Raw genomic sequence first — 21,570 nt, 5'->3', positions numbered from 1 at the left:
GAGCATGGGGGATTTACAAGAGCATGGCGGCCGACAACGCAACCGAAGGTAATGCGCGCATCGAAGTGCTGATCTCGGACATGAATGGGCGGCTGCGCGGCAAGCAGATACCGATTTCAGCCGAAAAGAAGGTCTGGTCCGGTGCCGTACGCCTGCCGACCTCGACGCAATCGCTCGATATCTGGGGCGACGACAATGACGATATTACCGGTCTGTCGCTGACGATCGGAGATCCCGACGGGACCTGCGTTGCCGACCAGCGTACGCTCGCCGACATGCCTTGGGCACCGGCGGGATCGAAGCAGGTGCTCGCCACCATGCATGAGCTCGATGGCCGCCCGAGCTTCCAGGACCCGCGTGCCATTCTTGCCGCCGTCGTTGATCGCTACAAGGCGCTAGGCCTGACGCCAGTCATCGCGACCGAGCTGGAATTCTACCTTCTGGCCGGAGACTGGCGCGACAAAGGTATCCCATCGCCGCCGCCGGCCCTGAGCTACCGGGGCGAACCGAACGGCTTTCAGCTTTACGACATGGATGCCGTCGATCTCCTTGATGGCTATCTTCAAACCTTGCGTGCCTATGCGCGGGCTCAAGGGTTGCCGGCGGACGCAACGACGGCGGAATTCGGCCCCGGCCAGTTCGAAGTGAACCTTCTGCATCGCCCGGATGCGCTGGCCGCTGCAGATGACTGCATCATGCTGAAGCGCGTGGCCGAGCAGGCGGCGCGCAAGCACGGTCTGAAATCGACCTGCATGGCCAAGCCCTATACAGACCATGCCGGCTCGGGACTGCATGTGCATGCGAGTATAATCGACGCTCAAGGGCGCAATGTCCTCGATGCAGCTGGCGGCGAACCGAAGAGACTGAAATCGATCTGCGCGGGGTTGCTACGGACACTGCAGGACGCGCAGCTGATCTTTGCACCCTATGCCAATTCCTACCGCCGCTTCCAACCAGGCTCCTTTGCCCCCGTCGATCTGACCTGGGGCTTCGGCCATCGCGGCACGGCCGTGCGCATTCCCGAAAAGGACGGGCCGGGTGCACGCGTCGAGCACCGTGTCGCCGGCGCGGATGCCAATCCCTATCTCATGCTGGCGGCAATCCTGGGCGGCATGCTGCTCGGCGTGCAGAACGACCTCGATCCCGGTGAGGAGACGACGCCGGCTTACGTGCCGGCCGACGCGCCCAAGCTGACGCATGATTTTCTGGCTGCGGTGGAGCGCTTCCGAACGTCAGCCTTCATTGCCGATGTGTTCGGCGAGCAATATCAAAGGCTCTATGGCGATACCAAGCACAAGGAGGCGATCCGCTATCTGCGCACCGTTTCCGATTTCGATTATCGCACCTATCTGCCGCGCCTCTGACGACGTCAGACGGCGAGGCTATCGATAGCACCCTCGCTCTGGACACGCGCGGCGGTCCCTTCACGGACCATCACCTTGAGCTCGCCCGGATGCACCTTGAGCGTCACATCACGCTCGAGGGGCAGCAACTCGCCATCCATGACGCAGTTGGCAAGCTGGCGCAGCTTCGGAAAGTGCAGATGCACTTCCGGCGCATGCATGACCATGACATCGGCGTTCTCGCGAACCCGGCCGCGCAGCATGTCGATGGCAAGACGCGCGACGCCGAGCGGCCGCAAGGGCTTTGCCGTGTAGAAGCCCAGTTCGCCGCTGCGCAGGCTGTCGGCGTAAAGCAGCGCATTGGCACCGAAGGGATTGTTCGAAACCGAGATCGCCGAGACATGCCGGCGCTCGCGAATGCCGCCGGCCTCGAAGTCGACGTCGAATTCCGGGGGATTGGCAATGACGCCGAAGGCGGCGCGCGTGCTGGCCGACATCTTTCCGATGCGCGAGCGATAGGTGTAGCCATTGCGATAGCGCACCATGCGCGCATGCAGGCCCGCCGAGAACTGATGCACGAAGGCGCGTCCGTTAGCGCTGCCGATATCGACACTGTCGACCTCGCCTGTCGCCAGCACGCTCAACGTCTGCCAGATGTCGAGCGGCAGCCGTAACGAACGGGCAAAGAGGTTCATGGTGCCCGCCGGAATCACGCCGAGCGCGACGCCATTCTTCCAGGCGATGGCGGCAGCGGCCGAAATCGTGCCATCGCCGCCGCCGGCGACAATGCCGTCAATATCATCACGGCGCGCCGCGCGGTCCATCGCCGCCACGATGTTGCGTCCCTCCACGACCACGGCTTCGAAATCATGACCGGCGTCGCGGAAGACCTGTTCCGCTTTCCTTTCATAGGCAGCCATGTCGGTCGTGCGGAACGTTCCGCCATCGCGATTGAAAAAGCCGATCAACTTCATCGGGGGCTCTCGGTCTTCCGGCAAACTATGTCTCTGAGGGGCTGAGGCCCCCTGCGCTTCTTCTCAGATGGTTTTGGATGGAATGATTTCAAGCATTGCGGCCGTTTCGCCGGTCGCCGCAGCGCACTTATGCATGATCGGACATACTGCACTGCAAAAAATGCACGCGACAGGAACATTGCTCTCATTGATAGTATCAACGAGGGTGTGTCCATACCCGCCTGTCCCTTATTCCATTTTGATGCACTGAGCGCCGAATGCCGGGATTTGCCGCCTGATTCGCGGCACTTGACCTTCGTGTGCCGCCCAAGGAGTTTTCGTGAGCGATATTACCGCCGAGGTCCTCGATACCCAAACCACCCTCGAAGCACCGTCGCGCACCGCGATCGCGCTGGTGACTTTGGCGCTGGCCGTCGGCAGCTTCGGTATCGGCACGGGCGAATTCGTCATCATGGGACTCTTACCGAATGTAGCCGACACCTTCGGCGTTACCACTCCGGAAGCAGGTCATGTGATCAGCGCCTATGCGCTCGGCGTCGTCGTCGGTGCACCTGTGATCGCCGTGCTGGCCGCAAAGATGGCGCGCCGCACGCTGCTCCTCCTGATGATGGCGATCTTTGCCGCCGGCAATATTTCCAGCGCCTTCGCACCCACTTTCGAAAGCTTCACGGCACTGCGCTTCATCACCGGCCTGCCGCATGGTGCCTATTTCGGCGTTGCCGCGCTCGTAGCTGCCTCGATGGTGCCGGTCCATCGCCGCGTGCGCGCCGTCGGCCAGGTCATGCTCGGTCTCACGATCGCGACGCTGATTGGCACGCCGATCGCGACTTTCCTCGGGCAGCTTCTGAATTGGCGCGCAGCCTTCATGATGGTTGGCGCTATCGGCCTTGCCACCATGCTGCTGATCGCCCTCTTCCTCCCTAAGGACAAGGTTGAGGAAGGCGCGAGCATTACGCGCGAGCTCGGCGCGCTGAAGCGCATCCAGGTCTGGCTTTCGCTTGGAGTCGCCGCCGTCGGCTTCGGCGGCATGTTCTCGATCTTCAGCTATGTGGCCACGACGACCACAGAGGTCGCCGGCCTCGGCTCCGCCATGGTGCCGGCCGTGCTGGCTCTCTTCGGCATCGGCATGAATGTCGGCAATATCGTCGGCTCGCGCCTTGGCGATATCTCCATCAAGGGAACGATCGGCGGCATGATGATCTTCAACATCGTCATCATGACGCTCTTTTCGCTGACGGCGGCTAACCCGATCATGCTCTGCATCTGCGTTTTCCTGATCGGCTGCGGCTTTGCCGCTTGTCCGGCCGTACAGACCCGGCTGATGGATGTGGCTGCCGACGCACAGACGCTGGCCGCCGCCTCCAATCATTCCGCCTTCAACATCGCCAATGCCCTCGGCGCCTGGCTTGGCGGGCTGGTGATCTCCTGGGGTTTTACGGCTGCGGCCACCGGCTATGTCGGCGCGGTGCTTTCCGTTGCAGGCCTCGCCGTCTTCGCCGTTTCAGTTGGCCTGGAGCGCCGCACCGGGCGTGCATGACATGCCAGGGGCGCCCAGCTGCTGGCGCCCATCGCGGCAAAATACATTCTCCTCGCCCCAAACGGCCATCGCCTTGATGATCGGCCCCAGGCTGGCGCCAAGCGGCGTCAGCGCATAATCGACACGCGGCGGCACGACCGGAAAGACGGTGCGTGATAGCAGCCCGGATTCTTCCAATTCCCGTAATTGCTTGGTCAACATGCGCTGCGTTACCGACGGCAGCTTGCGGCGGATTTCGTTGAAGCGCAGCGTTCCATCCATCAGGTGAAACAGGATCACGCCCTTCCATTTGCCGTCGAGCACGCTCAGCGTCGCCTCGACCGGGCATCCGGGAAAATTGCCGACAAGCTTGGAGCGGGGAACCGACATTTGACAGTATCCTTTTTGTATCTACGTACAGAAAATGTGCATTCTTGCGCCTTTTGAGGATAATGCGCATCTAGCCTCTGTGCAACCAACTCAGGAGCTTCTCCCATGCGCGCAGTCGCCTACAAGCAGCCACAACCCATCTCCGCAGAAACATCCCTGATCGACATCGAACTGCCGATGCCCGAGGCAGAGGGTCATGATCTGCTCGTCGAAGTGAAGGCAGTTTCCGTCAATCCGGTCGATGTCAAAGTCCGTTCCAATGTCGCCCCGCCGGAGGGTGAATACAAGGTCATCGGCTGGGATGCTGCCGGCATCGTCAAGGCGGTTGGCCCCGACGTCACCATATTCAAGCCGGGAGACGAAGTCTTCTATGCGGGCGCCATCAATCGCGGCGGCTCCAACGCTGAATTCCATCTGGTCGACGAGCGCATCGTCGGCACGAAACCGAAGAGCTTGGATTTTCCAGCCGCCGCCGCTTTGCCGCTGACCTCGATCACGGCCTACGAGACACTCTTCGATCGGCTGAAGGTGCAGGATCCGGTTCCCGGCGTCGCCAATGCGATCCTTATCATCGGCGGAGCCGGCGGGGTTGGATCGATCGCCATCCAGATTGCGCGCGCGCTGACCGATCTGACCATTATCGCCACGGCATCCCGGCCGGAAACGCAAGCCTGGGTGAAGGAATTGGGCGCCCATCACGTGATCGACCATTCGAAACCGATTGCGCCGCAGATCGAGGCGCTCGGGATCGGCGCGCCGGCTTTCGTCTTCTCGACGACCAACACGTCTGATCATGTCGGCTCGATCGTCGAAGCCATTGCGCCGCAAGGCCGCTTCGCCCTGATCGACGACCCGAAAACGCTCGATGTCGTGCCCTTCAAGCGCAAGGCGGTATCGACCCATTGGGAACTGATGTTTACCCGCCCGCTCTTCAACACAGCCGACATGATCGAGCAGCACAAGCTCCTGACGAAGATCGCCGAACTGGTGGATTCCGGCAGAATTCGCTCGACCCTGACGGAGACCGCAGGCGCGATCAACGCCGCCAATCTGAAGAAGGCGCATGCCCTCGTCGAAACCGGCAAGATGAAGAGAAAGGTCGTTCTGGCCGGCTTCTGAGCAGCCGATATTCATGGCAGATCGGGCCGGGCGAATTTCGTCCGGCCGCTTTGTTTTAACGCATTTGCATCAGATTTTGTTGCATTGCAAAAATTTGCGGCCGCCTAAACAAATTTTTATCGCAGGCTCGAGCATTTAGGCGTGTCCGCCTCTTGACTTTTCATGCCTTCGGCGCGACTTCTCCGCACGTGGGGAACAGCGTTTTCCATACCGATTAACCGGAGCCATCTTTCGATGCCTAGCGACAGTAGTAGTCGATTGCCTTTGCCGTCAGTAGCATTCGTGCACTAACCGACTCCTGTCGGCTCGCCACGATCCGCTACGACGGCGGATCGACCGGAAAGGCGAGCTATAATGAATATCAACAGCTTTCCCGCGCGGGCCGGCAATGCCGCTCGTGCATTCATCAATAATAATCGCGCCGTCACCATTGCGGAACGCGTCGAGGCCCTGAACGCAACGGACGTGGCAGAGGCTGCTCGCATTCTCGCCAAGATGCCGGAAGAGCGCGCCGTGCGCATTCTCGACCGGCCGGAGCTGCGCAACGCATCCGCCATTCTCGAGGTCATGGGCAATGCAGATGCCGCGCGCCTGCTGCACGGCATGTCCAACGACCGCGTCGCCGACGTGCTGCTCGAAATGGATGTCAACGCACGCGCCCGGCTGTTCGCGACCTTTGACGAGCACGCCAGGCAGGCGATCCAAGACCTGATGGGCTATCCGCCGCGCACGGCCGGCGGCATCATGACGACGGAATTCGTCAGCGTTTTCGCGAGCTGGACTGTGGCACAGACGCTTGATCACGTTCGCCAGGTCGAGCGCTCCCGCGAAACGGTCTATGCCATCTATGTGCTCGATGACGAGACGAATGTGCTGCTGCACGTCGTGACGCTGCGCCGCCTCATCACCGGCGAGCCCGATGCCTGCATTCTGACGGTGGCCCAGAAGGGCGTGCCGGTTACGGCACCGCCGCTGATGAAGCAGGAGGATGTCGCGCGCCTGATCCGCCGCCACGATCTGCTGGCGCTGCCTGTCGTCGACGACAAGGGCCATATGCTCGGCATCGTCACCGTCGATGACGTCATCGACACGATGATCGCCGATACGACCGAGGACGCCCAAAAGTTCGGTGGTATGGAGGCGCTCGGCCAGCCCTATATGAAGATCAGCTTTGCGGGCATGATTCGCAAGCGCGCCGGCTGGCTTGCCGCCCTCTTCCTGGGCGAGATGTTGACCGCGAGCGCCATGCAGCACTTCGAAGGCGAGCTGGAAAAGGCTGTCGTGCTGACGCTCTTCATCCCACTCATCATGAGCTCGGGCGGCAATTCCGGCTCGCAGGCGACCTCGCTGATCATCCGGGCGTTGGCACTCGGCGAGCTCAAGCTTTCGGACTGGTGGCGCGTGGCGTTCCGCGAACTGCCGACCGGCATTGTGCTCGGCGCGATCCTCGGCCTCGTCGGCTTTGCCCGCATCATTCTCTGGCAGACCATCGGTCTCTTCGATTACGGCCCGCATTGGCAGCTGGTCGCTTTCACCGTCTTCGCGGCCCTGATCGGCATCGTCACCTTCGGCTCGCTTGCCGGCTCTATGCTACCCTTCGTTCTGCAGAAGCTGCGACTCGACCCAGCCAGCGCATCGGCGCCTTTCGTTGCAACGCTCGTCGATGTTACCGGCCTGGTGATCTATTTCTCGGTCGCGTTGTTGATCCTCAGCGGCACGATGCTCTGAAGATAATCAAATTCTCATGGCAAAGGGGCCGGCGACGGCCCTTTTTCATTTTTACTCCGGCTATTTCATTCAGGCTGTGGCAGTTTCAGAGCACCGTTGGTCTTGATCGTGCGAATCGCGAAGTTCGAGCGCAGATCGACTACGCCTGGAAGGACAAGCAGCTTTTCCGACATCACCTTCTCATAGGCGGCCAAATCCTCCACCACGACCTCAGCCAGGAAATCGGCCGTGCCCGAAATCAGATGGCAGGCGACGACTTCCGGAATGGCGAGCAATGCTGCCTGCTGCGTCTCGGAATTCTCCTTCGAATGATGGCCGACCTTGAGTTCCACGAAGACCGTGAGATCGAGACCGGCCTCCTTGCGGTCAATATCCGCGCGATAGCCGCGCAAAAGCCCGGATTTTTCCAGATTGCGAATACGCCTGAGGCAAGGAGACGGCGAGAGATTTACCCGCTCGGCGATCTCGACATTGGTGGCGCGCGCATCCTCCTGAAGGCAGTTGAGGATCGCGATATCGAATTTATCCAGTTTTGGCATATCCGAGAAACTCTGATTTGCAAATTGGCAGATTATTGCTGATAGCACGATTTGAGAGCCATAACTAGCAAGGACATGCCTCGGCCTTCGGGGCTATCTTTTCCTCATTCGAAAGATAACCGGATCGTTGGAAAGGATATGTCGATGACCGCTTTGTCTCTCTCCACCCGCAAGGCAACCCCCACCATGGTCGGCTATGCCGGCGCCATCGTCACCGTCTTGATCTGGGCAAACTGGATTCTTGCAACCCGCCACACGGCCGAAACGCAGATGGGCACCATCGATCTCGGTCTGATCCGTTACGGCGTGCCGGCCCTCGTGCTCGCTCCCGTCTGGTGGAAGGCGGGCCTGCTGCCGAAGGGCGTGCCACTGAAACTGCTCGCGCTGATGGTCTGCGGCTCCGGCGCCCTCTTCTTCCAGCTGACCACGCTTGCCATCCAGTTCACGCCCGCCTCGTCGGCCGGCATCCTGCTCGGCGGCTCCATGCCGCTGGCAACTGCGCTGATTGGTGTGCTGTTGTTCCGCGAGCGGCTTGATATCACCCGCTGGCTCGGTCTTGGCGGCATCGTCGCCGGCGTCGTGATCCTCCTGGCACGCAGCCTCTATGGCGTGCAGATCTCCTGGGAGGGCTTTACCCTGCTGCCGCTGTCGGCCGTGCTCTGGGCAAGCTACACCCATGCCTTCCGCCGCTCCGGCCTGAGCGCCCTGCAGTCGAGCGCCATCATCGCCGTCTGGTCGTTCCTGATCCATGTCGGCCTGGCCGCTGTCTTCGGCAGCTCGCTTGCCTCCGTGCCGCTGCCGGAAATCGGCCTGCAGATCGTCAGCCAGGGGCTGCTGTCTGGCCTTGCCGCCACCCTCGCCTATGGCCTCGCCGTCCAGGCTCTCGGCGGCACTCAAGCCGCGGCCTTCACCGCCATCACACCCGTCCTTGCCACGATCGGCGGCGGCTTTCTGCTCGGCGAGGAAATCGGAACAGCCGGGATTGCCGCAGCGATCGTCACGGGGCTTGGGGTGGCACTTTCGACCGGGGTGCTGGCCCGGAAATAAGTCTTTCAACTGCAAGACAATGGATCGAAGGCTGCCATGTGCAACCCTTGGCATTGAAAGCAGCATTATCTGATGCTAATTTTGATGACAACGGAGATATCAATGCGCACTACCGTAGCCATCGATGACAAGTTGCTTGCGGATGCACGCGAGGTTACCGGTCTCGCCGAGACCTCGGCAATCCTACGTGAAGCATTGAAAGCCCTTGTGGAACGGGAAGCCGCCAAAACGCTGATACGTCTCGGCGGCACCGAACCGAATATCACGGCTCCCCCTCGTCGTCAGTTTGGCGTCGAATGATCCTGGTCGATACGTCGATCTGGATCGATCACTTTCATACGCCGGAGGCGCGGCTTCAATCTCTGCTGGAGCAAAAACAAGTCGTCGTTCATCCCTTTGTCGTTGGTGAGATCAGCCTTGGCAATCTGCGGCAATATGATCTCGTGATAGGAAGCCTCCGTAGACTGCCTGCAATTGCGAGAGCCTCGGATGAGGACGTTCTTTATTTCATCCGAAGCAACAAACTGCAGGGTACGGGAATCGGCTATATCGATGCCCATCTCGCGGCGGCCACGATACTGACGCCCGGAACCTATCTCTGGACGCGTGACAGGCGGCTGCAACGAGTCGCCGAAAACCTCGGAATTGCCGCGCCGCTATAATTCAGAAACGCAGCGCCATGGCCACGCGTCTGGCCGGATCGGCGCCGTGGGCAACCTCATTCTCAAGGATCTGCGTCAGAGCGGTCGGCCTTTCTCCGTCATCGAGATTGCGAAACCCCATCGAGGCGTAGAATGGCGCGTTGAAAGCCACCTCCCGGTCCGTCGTCAAAGTGACGCCAGCGGCCGCTTGCGTTTTCGCCGCCGCAATCGCAGCTTCCATCAGCCGCCGTCCGACGCCTCGCTTCTGCCAACGCCTGACGACATCGATTTCGGCGATGTAAACCGAGCTATCTTTCATAACGCCGGCCAAAAAGCCGAACGGCCGATCTTCATCGTCGACGGCAACGAACAGCAAGCCTTCAGCAAGGGATTGCTCCAACACGTCGAGAGGCAGGGACGTCGGCTCGCAAGCAACCGCGCCCGCCTCATGCAGAGCCCAGAAAGCATCGATCTCGATGGCCGCGAGCAAATGCAGTTCGTTGGCCCTGGCCGAACGGATCGTCCAGACGCCGTGTTCGATCTCCGTCATCGCATCTCACATATTCGGATAGACCGGCCCTTCGCCGCCCTGCGGCGGCACCCAGTTGATGTTCTGGTTCGGGTCCTTGATGTCGCAAGTCTTGCAGTGGACGCAGTTCTGGGCGTTGATGACGAAGGTGTCTTTGCCGTCCTTCTCCACCCATTCGTAGACCCCTGCCGGGCAGTAGCGCGTTGACGGACCGGCATAGACATCGTGTTCCGAATTCTTCTGTAGGTCCATGTCCCTGACCTGCAGATGCACCGGCTGGTCTTCCTCGTGGTTGGTGTTCGACAGGAACACCGAGGAGAGACGGTCGAAGGTGAGCACGCCATCCGGCTTCGGATAATCGATCTTCTGGTGCTTTGCGGCGGGCTCTAGGCTCTGCGCGTCCGTCTTGCCGTGCTTCAGCGTACCGAAGAAGGAGAAGCCAAACAGCTGGTTCGTCCACATGTCGAGGCCGCCGAGCGCCACGCCGATCGCCGTCCCGAACTTCGACCACAGCGGCTTGACGTTCCGGACGCGCTTCAGGTCCTTGCCGATATCCGAAGAGCGCCACTCGTTCTCGATCTCGACCACCTGGTCATTGCCGCGGCCGGCGGCGATCGCCTCGGCGATCCTGTCGGCCGCCAGCATGCCGGACAGCACCGCATTGTGGCTGCCCTTGATGCGGGGAACGTTGACGAAGCCGGCCGAACAGCCAATCAGGGCGCCGCCCGGGAAGGTGAGCTTCGGCACCGACTGATAGCCGCCCTCGGTGATGGCGCGTGCGCCGTAGGAAATGCGCTTGCCGCCCTCGAAGGTACCGCGGATGGCCGGATGCGTCTTGAAGCGCTGGAATTCCTCGAAGGGATAGAGATAGGGGTTCTTGTAGTTCAGGTGCACGACGAAGCCGACCGCGACCAGATTGTCTTCCAGGTGGTAGAGGAACGAGCCGCCGCCCGTCTTCATGCCAAGAGGCCAGCCGAAGGAGTGCTGCACCAGGCCCTTCTTATGGTTCTCGCGCTTGACCTCCCAGAGCTCCTTGATGCCGATGCCGAACTTCGGCACGTCGCTGTTCCGCGCGAGATCGAACTTGGCAATCAGCTGCTTTGCGAGCGAGCCGCGCACGCCCTCGCCGATCAGCACATATTTGCCGAGCAGCGCCATGCCGCGGGTATAGTTCGGGCCGGGTTCGCCATTCTTCTCGATGCCCATGTCGCCGGTCGCGACACCGATGACGGCTCCCTCATCATTATAGAGCACTTCGGTCGCGGCAAAGCCGGGATAGATCTCGACGCCGAGAGCTTCGGCCTTCTCCGCCAGCCAGCGACAGACATTGCCGAGCGAGACGATATAGTTGCCGTGGTTGTTCATCAGCGGCGGCATCAGGAAATTCGGCAGGCGGACGGAACCGGCAGGCCCCAGGAACAGGAAGTGGTCGCTCGTGACTTTGGTCTTGAAGGGATGCGTCTCCTCGTCACGCCAGCCCGGCAGCAGGCGGTCGATGCCGATCGGATCGACGACGGCGCCCGATAGGATATGCGCGCCGACTTCGGCTCCCTTCTCGAGCACGACGACGGTCAGATCGGGATTGATCTGCTTCAGCCGGATCGCCGCAGACAGGCCCGCTGGACCTGCGCCGACAATCACAACGTCGAATTCCATGCTCTCGCGTTCCGGCAGCTCGTTCGCGTCAGTCATTCATCTTCTCCGCTTGGCCGGCATCCGATCCCGGATCGCAGCCTTCCCCCTTGGGCGTCTTCCCCGTTTCGGTTATCTCTTGTCAAAATGGGAGGGGATTGTCGAGCCGGGAAGCGACAGGCAATCCCCCAATTTGCCCAACACGTAAAACAAGTTAAATTACTCTTACGTTAACGTCAATATTTCAATGGTATTTGCAGCTACCTGCGAAGTGCGCCTTCCATCCTCGCCAGATGGCGCTTTATAAATAGCGCTCAAGCAATTCGAATAGCATGAAGGTTGATTAGGATGGATCTTGGGATTGGCGGAAAACGCGCGCTGGTGCTTGCGTCGTCGAAGGGGTTGGGCCATGGCATCGCGGTGGCACTCGCCCGCGAGGGCGTGAACGTCCTACTCTGCGGCCGTAGCGGTGACAGGCTCGAAAACAATTGCAAGGCCATCAATGCCGAAGGCAAAGGCCGCGCCGACTGGATCTGGGCCGACCTCAACGACGAGAACTTCGTGGACGTCGTCTCAAAAGCAGCTACGGAAAAGCTTGGCGGCATCGATATTCTCGTCAACAACAGCGGCGGCCCGACGCCGGGGGCGACGGAAGATATGACCGCCGACCGGCTGGAGACCTATTTCATCTCCATGGTGTCGCGGATTATCACCCTCACCAATGCGCTCTTACCAGGCATGAAGGCGCAGGGATGGGGACGTATTCTCACCGTGGCCTCCTCCGGCGTCATCGAACCCATTCCCAATCTCGCACTTTCCAATACGCTGCGCCCGGCACTTGCCGGCTGGAGCAAGACGTTGGCCAGCGAAGTGGCGGCGCATGGCATTACGGTCAATATGTTGCTGCCGGGCAGCATTGCGACCGACCGGCTGGCAGAGCTCGACACAGCCGCGGCCAAGCGCGGAGGCAGGAGCCTGGAGGATGTCAGCGCCGAACGTCAGCAGCGCATTCCGGCCGGCCGCTACGGTCGCGTGGAGGAGTTCGCCGCCACAGCAGCATTCCTCTGCAGCCAACCGGCAAGCTATGTCACTGGCACCATGGTCCGCTGCGATGGGGGAGCGGCTCGCTCTCTTTGATCGTTACGGCGAGATGATTCAGGCCCCCACCAGGGCCTGACAACACAATTTCGTGAGCAGCGTAGCGCTTCTCTGCACGCTGCAGCACGTCTTTGCAGTATAAATACCGCCTCAGGCTGTTTTTCGCGTCGAATATTACATACTGGCAATCAAAAAATAGTCATTCGACTGTTTGCTGCGCTGCATAAACGAAACCTATTCCAAAGCTTTCCAAGCTTTAATTTTTCGCCGTACGGAACTGTGGTAAATTGCACGGCATCAGCGTTCATGAATTCGCGTAAAAAGGGACAGAATTACCGAACGTTAGCGGCGACGGCGATGTGATGAATTGCGGCGAAACGCGTCTTTGTTGTGCGGCGCAGTAAATACATTTCACCGTCCTCGTGCTTCCTGCAACAAGCCCCGACCGGTTCTTTAAATATGAAAAAACTTTGGCTTCCCCTCGGCCTTTTTGTCGTCGCAGCCCTTGCGGCATGGAGCTATCGCGACCGTCTTCCTTTCCTTTCCGCCTTTGTCGATCAAGCGTCCGCAGAAACCAAAGACGCCGGCAAGGCGGCGCAGGCCGGCGGCAAGCGTCAGGCCGGCCCAATCGCGGTGAAGACCGTTGCCGCAGTCAAAACTACGCTCCCGATGGACGTTCCCGCGACCGGCTGGGTCGTGCCGATCGATTCAACGACGATCGCCGCACAGGAAGCCGGGTTGATCACGCAGATCGCCGTAAAAGATGGCGCGACGGTCAAAGCCGGCGACCTGATCGCAAAACTCGATCCGCGTACGGCACAGGCTGCCGTCGACAAGGACAAGGCGAATATTACGAAAGACCAGGCAAACCTTGCCCAAGCGGAGACCGCGCTGACCCGCGCCAATAGCTTGCTCACGAGCAGCGCCGGCACTCAGGCGACCGCCGATGAAGCACGTGCGACCCGCGACGGCGCCATTGCCACGCTCAGCGCGGACCAGGCACAGCTTGCCTCGGATCAAGTCCTGCTCGGAAATACCGACATACGGGCACCCTATGATGGCCGGCTTGGCGATGTTCAATTGAGCCTGGGTGCTTATGTCAGCGCCGGCACGCCAATCGTGACGATCAGCAAATATGATCCGGCATATATCAAGTTTACGCTGCAGGAAAACAATCTGCGAGAACTGCAGGAACAGCTCGCCGCGGGTCCTGTTCACGTCACCACCGTTCCCCGTTCCGCACAGGGCAAGCCCCGCACCGGAACGATCACCTTTTACGACAACACGGTCGACGAGGCTTCCGGAACGATCGCCGTGAAGGCAACGTTCGAAAATGCCAACGGTGCCTTGTGGCCGGGACGCTCCGCGAATGTCATGGTTCACTTCGCCGACAACGAGCAGCTGACCGTCGTGCCGACCGTTGCCGTCAGCCCGGGGCCGGACGGCTATATCGCCTTTGTGGTGAAAGACAACAAGGTCAAGATTACGCCAGTGACGATTGCTCGCGCCAATGGCGGCCGCACAGCCGTCGCCACAGGCCTTTCGGTCGGCGATCATGTCGTTGTCGAAGGCCAGTCGCAACTGAACAACGGCACCGAAGTCAAGGAACAGTTCAGCGACAATCCAAACGAGAAGGTCGCTTCGGCCGATGATGGAAAAACCGAAACCATCACAGTTGGAGCGCAACAATGATCCCGACCTTCTGTATCCAGCGTCCGGTCGCGACCACGCTCCTCGCGATCGGCGTGGTGCTTGCCGGTCTCGCCGGCTATCAGCTCATCCCCGTCGCGGCAGTGCCGCAGGTGGATTTCCCGACGATCAACGTCTCGGCCCAGCTGACGGGCGCCTCACCACAGACGATGGCGACATCGGTCGCCACGCCGCTGATCAAGCAGTTCGAGACGATCCCCGGCATCAGCGAAATTTCTTCGACAAACTCGCTTGGCAATACCAGCATCGTGCTGCAGTTCAATCTCGACCGCAACATCGATGCCGCCGCCGGTGACGTGCAGGCGGCGATTTCGACCGCGCAAAGAAAACTTCCCAACAACCTGACCACCCCGCCAAGCTACCGGAAGACCAATCCGGCCGACGCGCCTGTCATGCTGATCGCCGTACAAAGCGACACCTTGCAGCGCAGCAAGCTCGACGATATCGCCGAGAACATCATCTCTCCATCGATCTCGACACTGCCTGGCGTCGCTGAAGTGACCGTAAACGGCGCGCAGACCTACGCGGTGCGCATCGACGTCGATCCGAACAAGCTTCTGGATCGCGGCATCGGTATCGACACGGTCAATACAGCCGTCGTCAACGCCAACAACCAGGTCCCGGTCGGCACGTTGCAAGACTCGGCGCAGAGCATGACGATCAATGCTAATACGCAGCGCGTCAATGCCGACGAGTTTCGCACGCTTGTGATTGCCAATCCCAACGGCAAGCCAATTCACCTCGGCGACGTCGCCGACGTGCAGGACAGCGTGGAAAACCAGAATATCGGTAGCTGGTATGATGGCCAGCGAGCGATCATTCTGGCTATTCAACGCCAGCCCGATGCCAACACCGTCGACGTCGTCGACGCCGTGAACAAGACGCTGCCGAAGCTGCAGGCCGAAATGCCGGCTTCCGTCAAAATGACGGTTATGAACGACTCGGCCCAGCCAATCCGCGAGGCCATCTCGGACGTCAAGTTTACCTTGCTGCTGACCATCGGCCTGGTCGTTCTCGTCATCTACCTGTTCACGGGCCATGTGACGGCAACGATTATCCCCGGCCTCGCCGTGCCCCTTTCGCTGATATCAACTTTCGGCATGATGTATGTGCTCGGCTATAGCGTCGACAATATCTCGCTGCTCGGGTTGACGATTGCAGTGGGCCTCGTGGTGGATGACGCCATCGTCATGCTGGAGAACATTCTAAGGCACATGGAAGAAGGCATGCCTGTGCGGCAAGCAGCCATCCAGGGCGCGGCCGAAGTCAGCTATACGATTATCTCCATGTCGGTCTCGCTGATCGCCGTGTTCATCCCTATCCTGCTGATGGGCGGCGTCGTTGGCCGTATCTTCAACGAATTCGGGATGGTCGTGGCAATCGCGATCATATCGTCCGCGGTGGTTTCGCTGACCGTCACGCCGATGCTCGGCTCGCGTCTCTCCAACGCCCACAGCCATCCTCCCTTGCCGGTGCGCATCTTCAATAAGGGCTTCAACTGGACCGAGGTCAATTACGGCAAGGGCGTGGAATGGTGTATTCGCCATCGCTACATCGTGCTTGGAAGCTTCCTTGCTTCGGTCGCGCTGTCGGCCTACCTTTTCCTGACGCTGCCGGCCAGCTTCTTCCCCCAGGAAGACATCGGACGGCTGCAGATTTCAACGCGCGCCCGCCAGGATATTTCCTATCCGGCGATGCGTGACCTTCAGAACCAGGCCGCTGCGGCGATCAAGGCGAATCCTGCCGTCGAGCACGTGATGTCGGTTGTCGGCGCCAGCGCGCGCCAGACACTCAACAACGGTACGATCTACGCGCAGCTAAAGGATAAGAAGGATCGTCCGCCTCTCGACCAGACTTTGCGCGAAATACGCGCCGCCGTCGCCAAAATCCCAGGCATTCAGGTCTTTATCAACCCTCAGCAAAGCCTTCGCTTCGGCGGACGCCAGACCGCCAGCCAGTATCAGCTCGTTATCCAGGCGCTTAACGCCGATCTGACAAACCAGTGGGCCAACAAGATGCTGCAGGAGATGCGAAAGGATCCACGCTTCACCGACGTGACCACCGACGCACAATACAATGCACTGCAGGCCAATATTGTGGTCGATACGGAGAAAGCCGCCGCCTACGGCATCAACAACAACCTGCTGCGCACGACGCTTGAGGAGGCCTTCAGCGACTACGCCGCCGCACAGATCCAGTCGACCGGCGACAGCTATGACGTAATCATCGAATATGATGCGAACCAGCCTTGGGACGACCAGAAGCTGTCGCGTATCCATGTGACGTCTTCGAGCGGCCAGCAGGTTCCATTGTCGGCCTTCGCGCGCATCGAGCGCAATACCGGTCCGGTAACCATCAACCAGACCGGCCAGCTCGTCTCGACCACGGTATCCTTCAACCTGCCGGCCGGCGAAGCGCTTGGCGACGCCACGGCACAGATCGAACAGATCAAGAAGGACATCAACATGCCGGCGGACATCTTCACGTCCTACGGCGGCACGGCGCAGATCTTCCAGCAGTCGCAGGGCAGCACGCCCTATTTGATCCTCGCTGCGGTGCTGACGATCTACGTGGTTCTCGGCGTTCTCTATGAGAGCTTCATCCACCCCCTGACCATTCTGTCCGGTCTGCCGGCCGCCGCTCTCGGCGCACTGCTTGCGCTGAAGATCTTCGGCTTCGACCTGTCGGTCATCGCGCTCATCGGCTTGCTGATGCTGATCGGTATCGTCAAGAAAAACGCGATCATGATGATCGACGTGGCACTGGAAACGTTGCGCTCGAGTACTGGCATGTCGCCGGCGGAAGCGATCCATGAGGCCTGCGTACGACGTTTCCGGCCGATCATGATGACCACCTTCTGCGCCCTGCTCGGCGCCCTACCGATCGCGGTCGGCAGCGGCGCAAGCTCCGAGCTGCGCCAGCCGCTCGGTATCGCTGTAGTTGGCGGCTTGGTGGTTTCGCAGCTCCTGACCCTGTTCATCACGCCGGTCATCTTCCTTGAGATGAACCGCCTGAGCGACTTCCTCGGTCGTTTCGGCCGGCGCAAGGACGACGATCCGCACCAGAAGGAACCGCCGTCGGCGATTGCCGCGGAATGACAAAAACGGGCGCCGAAAGGCGCCCAATCCTTTTCCAGCAAAGCGAAACGCATCGCCGGTGAAATACTGTCGGCGGATACCACGGCGGGCAAAAATAAAAGCACCTCTCCGTCTTGAACTTGACGTCCAGCCATGTCATGACGCGCCCTCCTTGCGACAGGGCGCGTCATGCGTCCCATCAGGGGCTTGGCCCCAATCCAGACAATTTCGACGGAAAGGAGTGCGGGCATGGCTCGGGCGCTTGGTTTCGACTTCGGCACCACGAACACGGTTCTGGCGATGGCCGATGGACCCGTGACACAATCGGTCGCCTTCAACAGCGCTGCCGGCACCGCCGACAGCATGCGCACTGCGCTCTCCTTCATGAAGGATCCGGGGCTGGGTGCGGCCGCGCTCAAGGTCGAGGCAGGACATGCGGCCATCCGGCAGTTTATTGACAATCCCGGCGACTGCCGCTTCCTGCAGTCGATCAAGACTTTTGCGGCGAGCGCACTCTTCCAAGGTACGCTGATCTTTGCCAAGCGCCATAGCTTCGAGGATCTGATGGAGATCTTCGTGCGTCGCCTGCGCGCCTACGCCGGAGAGGGATGGCCGGAGAATGTCTCGCGCATCGTCACCGGCCGGCCGGTGCATTTTGCCGGCGCCAATCCGAACCCTGCCCTTGCCACCGAGCGCTACAATGCCGCTCTTGCAAGGTTCGGCTTCCCGGAAATTCACTACGTCTACGAGCCGGTGGCAGCGGCCTTCTATTTCGCCCAACACCTGAAGAAGGATGCGACCGTGCTGGTGGCCGACTTTGGCGGCGGTACGACCGACTATTCGATCATCCGCTTCGAGACCCACGGCGGCAAGCTGACGGCGACGCCTATCGGCCATTCCGGCGTCGGCATCGCCGGCGATCATTTCGATTTCCGGATGATCGACAACATCGTCTCGCCGGCCATCGGCAAGGGAAGCTACTTCAAGAGCTTCGACAAGCTGCTGGAAGTGCCGACCTCCTACTACGCCAATTTCGGCCGCTGGAACCAGCTCTCGATCTTCAAGACCTCGCGCGAATATGCCGACCTGAAGACGCTGGTGCGCAGCAGCCTGGAGCCGGAGAAGCTGGAGACCTTCATCGAGCTCGTCGAGCATGATGAAGGCTATCCGCTCTACCAGGCCGTATCGGCGACGAAAATGGCGCTTTCGAGCGAGGAAGAGGCCGAATTCAACTTCCCTCCGCTCGGCAAGGCCGGCCGCAAGCATGTTCGCCGCGCCGATTTCGAGACGTGGATTGCGGAAGACCTCGCCCGCATCGAAGGAGCGCTGGATGACGTGCTGACAACGACGAACACCTCGCCCGATGCGATCGACAAGGTGTTCCTGACGGGCGGCACCTCCTTCGTGCCGGCTGTTCGACGCATCTTCACGGAACGCTTCGGCCAGGAGCGCATCGAAACGGGCGGAGAACTATTGTCGATCGCCCATGGTTTGGCCCTGATCGGCGAACGCGACGATATCGCCCAGTGGACGGCGTGAGATAGCCGACCACCCTGCCCTTTCGTTCCTGCGCCGCTTTGGTTAGAGTTCGCCCATGATTTCCGCCAGCGACCTCACACCGGCCGAGCTTGCCGCCCTTCTGCACTTCCATGCGGATGCCGGCGTTGATTGGCTGCTGGAAGATGAGCCGGTGGATCGGTTTGCGGAATTCGAGGCGATGCGCGCCGCGCGGCAGGGCTCGCGCGCAACGCAGCCAAGGGCCGAAGCGCCAGCACCTGCCCCACGGTCACAGCCGGAGCGTCGCCCCGCCGCAAAGGCGGCGACGCCTTCTGCGCCGCGCGCCACGCCGGCCATTCCCGACGAGCAAGCCGTCGAGCAGGCCCGATTCGCGGCCGAAAGTGCGCGTTCTCTCAGTGAGTTAAAGACTGCGATCGAAGCCTTCAATGGCTGCAACCTCAAGAACAGCGCCCGCTCAACGATCTTTGCGAGCGGCACGCCGGAGGGCCGGATCATGGTGATCGGGCCGATGCCGAGCGCCGACGATGATCGCGAGGGGGCGCCGTTTGCTGGCCGCGCGGGGCAGCTGCTCGACCGAATGCTTGCCGCCATCGGCCTGCAGCGCGATGGGATCCTGCTGACCAACGTCATTCCGTGGCGGCCGCCGGGCAACCGCGCCCCTTCTCCGGCTGAAATCGAGATATGTCGTCCGTTCATAGAACGGCAGATTGCGCTTGCCGAGCCGAAGGCTGTGCTGCTGCTCGGTAATTTCACCGCCCGCCACTTCTTCGGCGGTGGCGAAACCATCCATGGATTGCGCGGACAATGGCGGGAAATCAGCATTCTCGGCCGAACCATCCCCGCTATCGCCAGCCTCCATCCGCAGGAGCTGCTGACCGCGCCCATCAATAAACGTCTGGCCTGGAGCGATCTTCTGGCCTTCAAGAATTATATCGCCGCTGAAATATTAGGCTAATTTAAACAGCTATTAACGGAGAATGACACAAGTCATGCATTTTTTGCATGGTAGTCTTCTTTTGCTGTGCATTGCAGAATCTATGCTGCACTGCAATATAAAGGTTGTCTTGGGAGGAATTCGAAAGGAACCAAGGCAATGACTGCACGTTTTCGCCCTATTCACTGCGGGTTTGATACCCTGCGCCGCGCCATCGAGCCCGAGCGCGCCATAAACGGCCATCGCAATCTCGGCATCGCTGCCAATGAGCAGATGACCGCGCGAGGCACCGGCATCTCGGCCCGCATCAGCCGCCCGACTGCCATTTTCGCCGATTTCCGCGCCTGCTGACCTGCGGGCGCGAATTGCCGGGCGATCCAGCGTAGCGTTCAAGTATCAGGATTTCCATTATGTCTTCAGGTTTGCGTTCATTCATCGCTCTGCTCGATTCCGTCGGTCATATCGGCTCTGCGGTGCGGGCCGCCGAGGAATTCGAGCGCGCACGCAATTCTCACAAGGACGAATGCCACAGCACAAGCGCTGCCCGGATCGTCGCGACCAGTATTCCGCTTTGAGATTTTACAGAGAGCCCCTGACCTTTAGGCGGACCGCGCCCAGGCGAAGGCCTCATCGACCGCCGCCAATTTTATGGCCTGCCATCCGCAATACTGATCCAGAAAATTGCGCGATATCCACATACGCGTCTTCTTGGGTTCGTCATGCCAGCCGATGTCTCCGCGGTCGGCAGATTTGCGCAGGATACGCTGCAAATGGGTACGCGATATCATAAAATGCGCGGCCAGAGCGCGGGCATCGACATGGCCGATATCGATTCGATCGCCGACTTCTCCACTGAGATCCAGCCTGGACACGATATGATCGACAACAAGACCGCCGGATTCCGTCCAGAGAAATAGGCCCACGCTTTCCGGCGGTTCGCGCCAGATGTCGGCGGCCAGACAATTGCGGGTCATACGCGGCTGTGCCAGATCCATCAGCATCGGCGAAGCCACCAGCGCGGCTGCGCGGCTGCCATTGTCAAGGAGATCGAGCGCGGCCAGATTGGCGAGATACCAGCCGAACATCGCCGTATAGCTGATTTCGGTCGGCACGTAGCGGCGCGGACGGCGGGCAGGCCCTGGAGCCAACTCCAGGAAGCGATAGGTCAGCAGTTCCTCGACGAAGCTCAGGACCGTATTGCGGCTGGCGATGCGATAATGCGTGATGAGGTTGCGCAGTGCAACAACGGTCAGCCCCGAGCCCGGAATCCCCGGATCATATTCAAGATGAAGCGCATAGGCGGCCTGGGTCAGAAGCCAGCGCTGATGTGAGGCGAGCATGCGCGCAACCCTCGGGCCGCTATCATAACGGTTTCGCAATGTCTCGGAGAGAAAGCTCAAGGATGCTACGAACTTGGGATGACGAGCAAGTTGCTCGATGGGAAAACTCAATCGGGCCTCCTGGGGTGCCCTTCTTAAAAAGCAACAGAAAGTGGATGTTTCATTTTTGTGAACGAAATCATCGGAATCGATCATAATTCCGATATCTAATAGCATGCTATAGTTATGCAAGCGCTTTTATATCGCAAGGGGTTAAACAAATAATTTACTTTAAATTATTGTTTCCCGACCGTAACGGCCTGCATCCAACAGCAATGCAGTCATGGTGATCCATTTGAATGTTATGGTAGCAATTGTACTGCCGGTCTGCAAATGCAGGGGCAGAGCTACCACTTTTTATTCGAATAGCTGAATCGAGAACCGCTCGGCGAGTGA

The 21,570-nt window shown here is 60.1% G+C and carries 20 protein-coding genes; 14 read left to right on the top strand and 6 right to left on the bottom strand.

Annotation, left to right across the window (positions count from 1 at the left end):
- Positions 1–23 precede the first annotated feature (23 nt).
- Positions 24–1,364, top strand: coding sequence for a glutamine synthetase family protein (locus I8E17_RS03695; protein WP_069616111.1), 1,341 nt, complete (start codon positions 24–26; stop codon positions 1,362–1,364).
- Between the two features lie 5 nt (positions 1,365–1,369).
- Here the strand turns inward: I8E17_RS03695 and I8E17_RS03690 are convergent, their stop codons facing one another.
- A complete protein-coding gene (locus I8E17_RS03690) occupies positions 1,370–2,317 on the bottom strand; it encodes a diacylglycerol kinase family protein (protein WP_069616110.1) in 948 nt (315 codons plus the stop codon).
- Between the two features lie 319 nt (positions 2,318–2,636).
- Between I8E17_RS03690 and I8E17_RS03685 the strand changes: the two genes are divergently transcribed.
- A complete protein-coding gene (locus I8E17_RS03685) occupies positions 2,637–3,854 on the top strand; it encodes an MFS transporter (RefSeq protein WP_069616109.1) in 1,218 nt (405 codons plus the stop codon).
- On the opposite strand, the gene I8E17_RS03680 is transcribed toward I8E17_RS03685, so the two are convergent.
- On the bottom strand, positions 3,819–4,223 hold the full coding sequence (locus I8E17_RS03680; protein ID WP_069616108.1) for a helix-turn-helix domain-containing protein: 405 nt from the start codon (positions 4,221–4,223) through the stop codon (positions 3,819–3,821). The two genes, I8E17_RS03685 and I8E17_RS03680, sit on opposite strands and share 36 nt — an antisense overlap.
- A gap of 105 nt (positions 4,224–4,328) precedes the next feature.
- On the opposite strand from I8E17_RS03680, the gene I8E17_RS03675 reads away from it, so the two are divergent.
- Entirely contained in the window at positions 4,329–5,342 is a 1,014-nt protein-coding gene (locus tag I8E17_RS03675) for a zinc-binding alcohol dehydrogenase family protein (RefSeq protein ID WP_113366344.1), read from the top strand.
- 354 nt (positions 5,343–5,696) lie between these two features.
- A complete protein-coding gene (mgtE, locus tag I8E17_RS03670; protein ID WP_069616106.1) occupies positions 5,697–7,070 on the top strand; it encodes a magnesium transporter in 1,374 nt (457 codons plus the stop codon).
- A gap of 65 nt (positions 7,071–7,135) precedes the next feature.
- Here mgtE and I8E17_RS03665 read toward each other — a convergent pair whose 3' ends face one another.
- Positions 7,136–7,609 carry an Lrp/AsnC family transcriptional regulator gene (locus tag I8E17_RS03665; protein WP_069616105.1) on the bottom strand — a complete coding sequence of 158 codons (474 nt, stop codon included), beginning with the start codon at positions 7,607–7,609 and terminating at the stop codon, positions 7,136–7,138.
- A 144-nt stretch (positions 7,610–7,753) separates the two neighbouring features.
- On the opposite strand from I8E17_RS03665, the gene I8E17_RS03660 reads away from it, so the two are divergent.
- The 3 genes from I8E17_RS03660 to I8E17_RS03650 all read left to right on the top strand — a co-directional run bounded on the left by I8E17_RS03660 (position 7,754) and on the right by I8E17_RS03650 (position 9,318).
- Complete coding sequence (locus tag I8E17_RS03660) at positions 7,754–8,656, top strand: DMT family transporter (RefSeq protein WP_069616311.1); 903 nt, start codon at positions 7,754–7,756, stop codon at positions 8,654–8,656.
- Positions 8,657–8,758: 102 nt separating this feature from the next.
- Positions 8,759–8,956, top strand: a complete 198-nt coding sequence (locus I8E17_RS03655; RefSeq protein WP_069616104.1) for a type II toxin-antitoxin system VapB family antitoxin — start codon at positions 8,759–8,761, stop codon at positions 8,954–8,956.
- Entirely contained in the window at positions 8,953–9,318 is a 366-nt protein-coding gene (locus I8E17_RS03650; protein WP_112724384.1) for a type II toxin-antitoxin system VapC family toxin, read from the top strand. The genes I8E17_RS03655 and I8E17_RS03650 overlap by 4 nt, the downstream gene beginning before the upstream one ends.
- Position 9,319: 1 nt before the next feature.
- Here I8E17_RS03650 and I8E17_RS03645 read toward each other — a convergent pair whose 3' ends face one another.
- Positions 9,320–9,847, bottom strand: a complete 528-nt coding sequence (locus tag I8E17_RS03645) for a GNAT family N-acetyltransferase (RefSeq protein WP_083258374.1) — start codon at positions 9,845–9,847, stop codon at positions 9,320–9,322.
- Between the two features lie 6 nt (positions 9,848–9,853).
- Positions 9,854–11,518, bottom strand: coding sequence for an electron transfer flavoprotein-ubiquinone oxidoreductase (locus I8E17_RS03640; RefSeq protein ID WP_069616103.1), 1,665 nt, complete (start codon positions 11,516–11,518; stop codon positions 9,854–9,856).
- 288 nt (positions 11,519–11,806) lie between these two features.
- On the opposite strand from I8E17_RS03640, the gene I8E17_RS03635 reads away from it, so the two are divergent.
- The 7 genes from I8E17_RS03635 to I8E17_RS03605 all read left to right on the top strand — a co-directional run bounded on the left by I8E17_RS03635 (position 11,807) and on the right by I8E17_RS03605 (position 20,370).
- Entirely contained in the window at positions 11,807–12,595 is a 789-nt protein-coding gene (locus I8E17_RS03635) for an SDR family oxidoreductase (RefSeq protein WP_069616102.1), read from the top strand.
- A 420-nt stretch (positions 12,596–13,015) separates the two neighbouring features.
- The gene (locus tag I8E17_RS03630) at positions 13,016–14,248 is read left to right on the top strand and encodes an efflux RND transporter periplasmic adaptor subunit (protein WP_069616101.1); all 1,233 of its coding nucleotides are present in this window, start codon (positions 13,016–13,018) and stop codon (positions 14,246–14,248) included.
- Positions 14,245–17,364, top strand: a complete 3,120-nt coding sequence (locus I8E17_RS03625; protein ID WP_069616100.1) for an efflux RND transporter permease subunit — start codon at positions 14,245–14,247, stop codon at positions 17,362–17,364. The genes I8E17_RS03630 and I8E17_RS03625 overlap by 4 nt, the downstream gene beginning before the upstream one ends.
- 228 nt (positions 17,365–17,592) lie before the next feature.
- A complete protein-coding gene (locus I8E17_RS03620) occupies positions 17,593–18,882 on the top strand; it encodes an Hsp70 family protein (RefSeq protein ID WP_069616099.1) in 1,290 nt (429 codons plus the stop codon).
- 55 nt (positions 18,883–18,937) lie between these two features.
- Entirely contained in the window at positions 18,938–19,816 is an 879-nt protein-coding gene (locus I8E17_RS03615; protein ID WP_219510987.1) for a uracil-DNA glycosylase, read from the top strand.
- A gap of 138 nt (positions 19,817–19,954) precedes the next feature.
- Positions 19,955–20,146, top strand: a complete 192-nt coding sequence (locus I8E17_RS03610; protein WP_069616097.1) for a hypothetical protein — start codon at positions 19,955–19,957, stop codon at positions 20,144–20,146.
- Positions 20,147–20,205: 59 nt separating this feature from the next.
- The gene (locus I8E17_RS03605) at positions 20,206–20,370 is read left to right on the top strand and encodes a hypothetical protein (protein WP_176728074.1); all 165 of its coding nucleotides are present in this window, start codon (positions 20,206–20,208) and stop codon (positions 20,368–20,370) included.
- A 24-nt stretch (positions 20,371–20,394) separates the two neighbouring features.
- On the opposite strand, the gene I8E17_RS03600 is transcribed toward I8E17_RS03605, so the two are convergent.
- Positions 20,395–21,246 (bottom strand): hypothetical protein, encoded by an 852-nt coding sequence (locus I8E17_RS03600; protein WP_069616096.1) that lies wholly within the window; start codon positions 21,244–21,246, stop codon positions 20,395–20,397.
- Positions 21,247–21,570 lie beyond the last annotated feature (324 nt).

This window comes from Rhizobium sp. AB2/73 (assembly GCF_020871915.1).
Taxonomy (GTDB): Bacteria; Pseudomonadota; Alphaproteobacteria; order Rhizobiales; family Rhizobiaceae; genus Rhizobium; species Rhizobium dioscoreae.
Note: the sequence above shows the minus strand (reverse complement) of the source record. Positions and strands in the feature narration are given on the sequence as shown.

Excerpts from the sequence above, each read along its gene's own strand:
- I8E17_RS03660 (WP_069616311.1), top strand. The coding sequence starts at position 7,754 with ATGACCGCTTTGTCTCTCTCCACCCGCAAGGCAACCCCCACCATGGTC.
- I8E17_RS03645 (WP_083258374.1), bottom strand. The coding sequence starts at position 9,847 with ATGACGGAGATCGAACACGGCGTCTGGACGATCCGTTCGGCCAGGGCC.
- I8E17_RS03610 (WP_069616097.1), top strand. The coding sequence starts at position 19,955 with ATGACTGCACGTTTTCGCCCTATTCACTGCGGGTTTGATACCCTGCGC.
- mgtE (WP_069616106.1), top strand. The coding sequence starts at position 5,697 with ATGAATATCAACAGCTTTCCCGCGCGGGCCGGCAATGCCGCTCGTGCA.
- I8E17_RS03635 (WP_069616102.1), top strand. The coding sequence starts at position 11,807 with ATGGATCTTGGGATTGGCGGAAAACGCGCGCTGGTGCTTGCGTCGTCG.
- I8E17_RS03620 (WP_069616099.1), top strand. The coding sequence starts at position 17,593 with ATGGCTCGGGCGCTTGGTTTCGACTTCGGCACCACGAACACGGTTCTG.
- I8E17_RS03680 (WP_069616108.1), bottom strand. The coding sequence starts at position 4,223 with ATGTCGGTTCCCCGCTCCAAGCTTGTCGGCAATTTTCCCGGATGCCCG.
- I8E17_RS03675 (WP_113366344.1), top strand. The coding sequence starts at position 4,329 with ATGCGCGCAGTCGCCTACAAGCAGCCACAACCCATCTCCGCAGAAACA.
- I8E17_RS03625 (WP_069616100.1), top strand. The coding sequence starts at position 14,245 with ATGATCCCGACCTTCTGTATCCAGCGTCCGGTCGCGACCACGCTCCTC.
- I8E17_RS03695 (WP_069616111.1), top strand. The coding sequence starts at position 24 with ATGGCGGCCGACAACGCAACCGAAGGTAATGCGCGCATCGAAGTGCTG.
- I8E17_RS03605 (WP_176728074.1), top strand. The coding sequence starts at position 20,206 with ATGTCTTCAGGTTTGCGTTCATTCATCGCTCTGCTCGATTCCGTCGGT.
- I8E17_RS03615 (WP_219510987.1), top strand. The coding sequence starts at position 18,938 with ATGATTTCCGCCAGCGACCTCACACCGGCCGAGCTTGCCGCCCTTCTG.
- I8E17_RS03690 (WP_069616110.1), bottom strand. The coding sequence starts at position 2,317 with ATGAAGTTGATCGGCTTTTTCAATCGCGATGGCGGAACGTTCCGCACG.
- I8E17_RS03640 (WP_069616103.1), bottom strand. The coding sequence starts at position 11,518 with ATGACTGACGCGAACGAGCTGCCGGAACGCGAGAGCATGGAATTCGAC.
- I8E17_RS03630 (WP_069616101.1), top strand. The coding sequence starts at position 13,016 with ATGAAAAAACTTTGGCTTCCCCTCGGCCTTTTTGTCGTCGCAGCCCTT.
- I8E17_RS03665 (WP_069616105.1), bottom strand. The coding sequence starts at position 7,609 with ATGCCAAAACTGGATAAATTCGATATCGCGATCCTCAACTGCCTTCAG.
- I8E17_RS03650 (WP_112724384.1), top strand. The coding sequence starts at position 8,953 with ATGATCCTGGTCGATACGTCGATCTGGATCGATCACTTTCATACGCCG.
- I8E17_RS03655 (WP_069616104.1), top strand. The coding sequence starts at position 8,759 with ATGCGCACTACCGTAGCCATCGATGACAAGTTGCTTGCGGATGCACGC.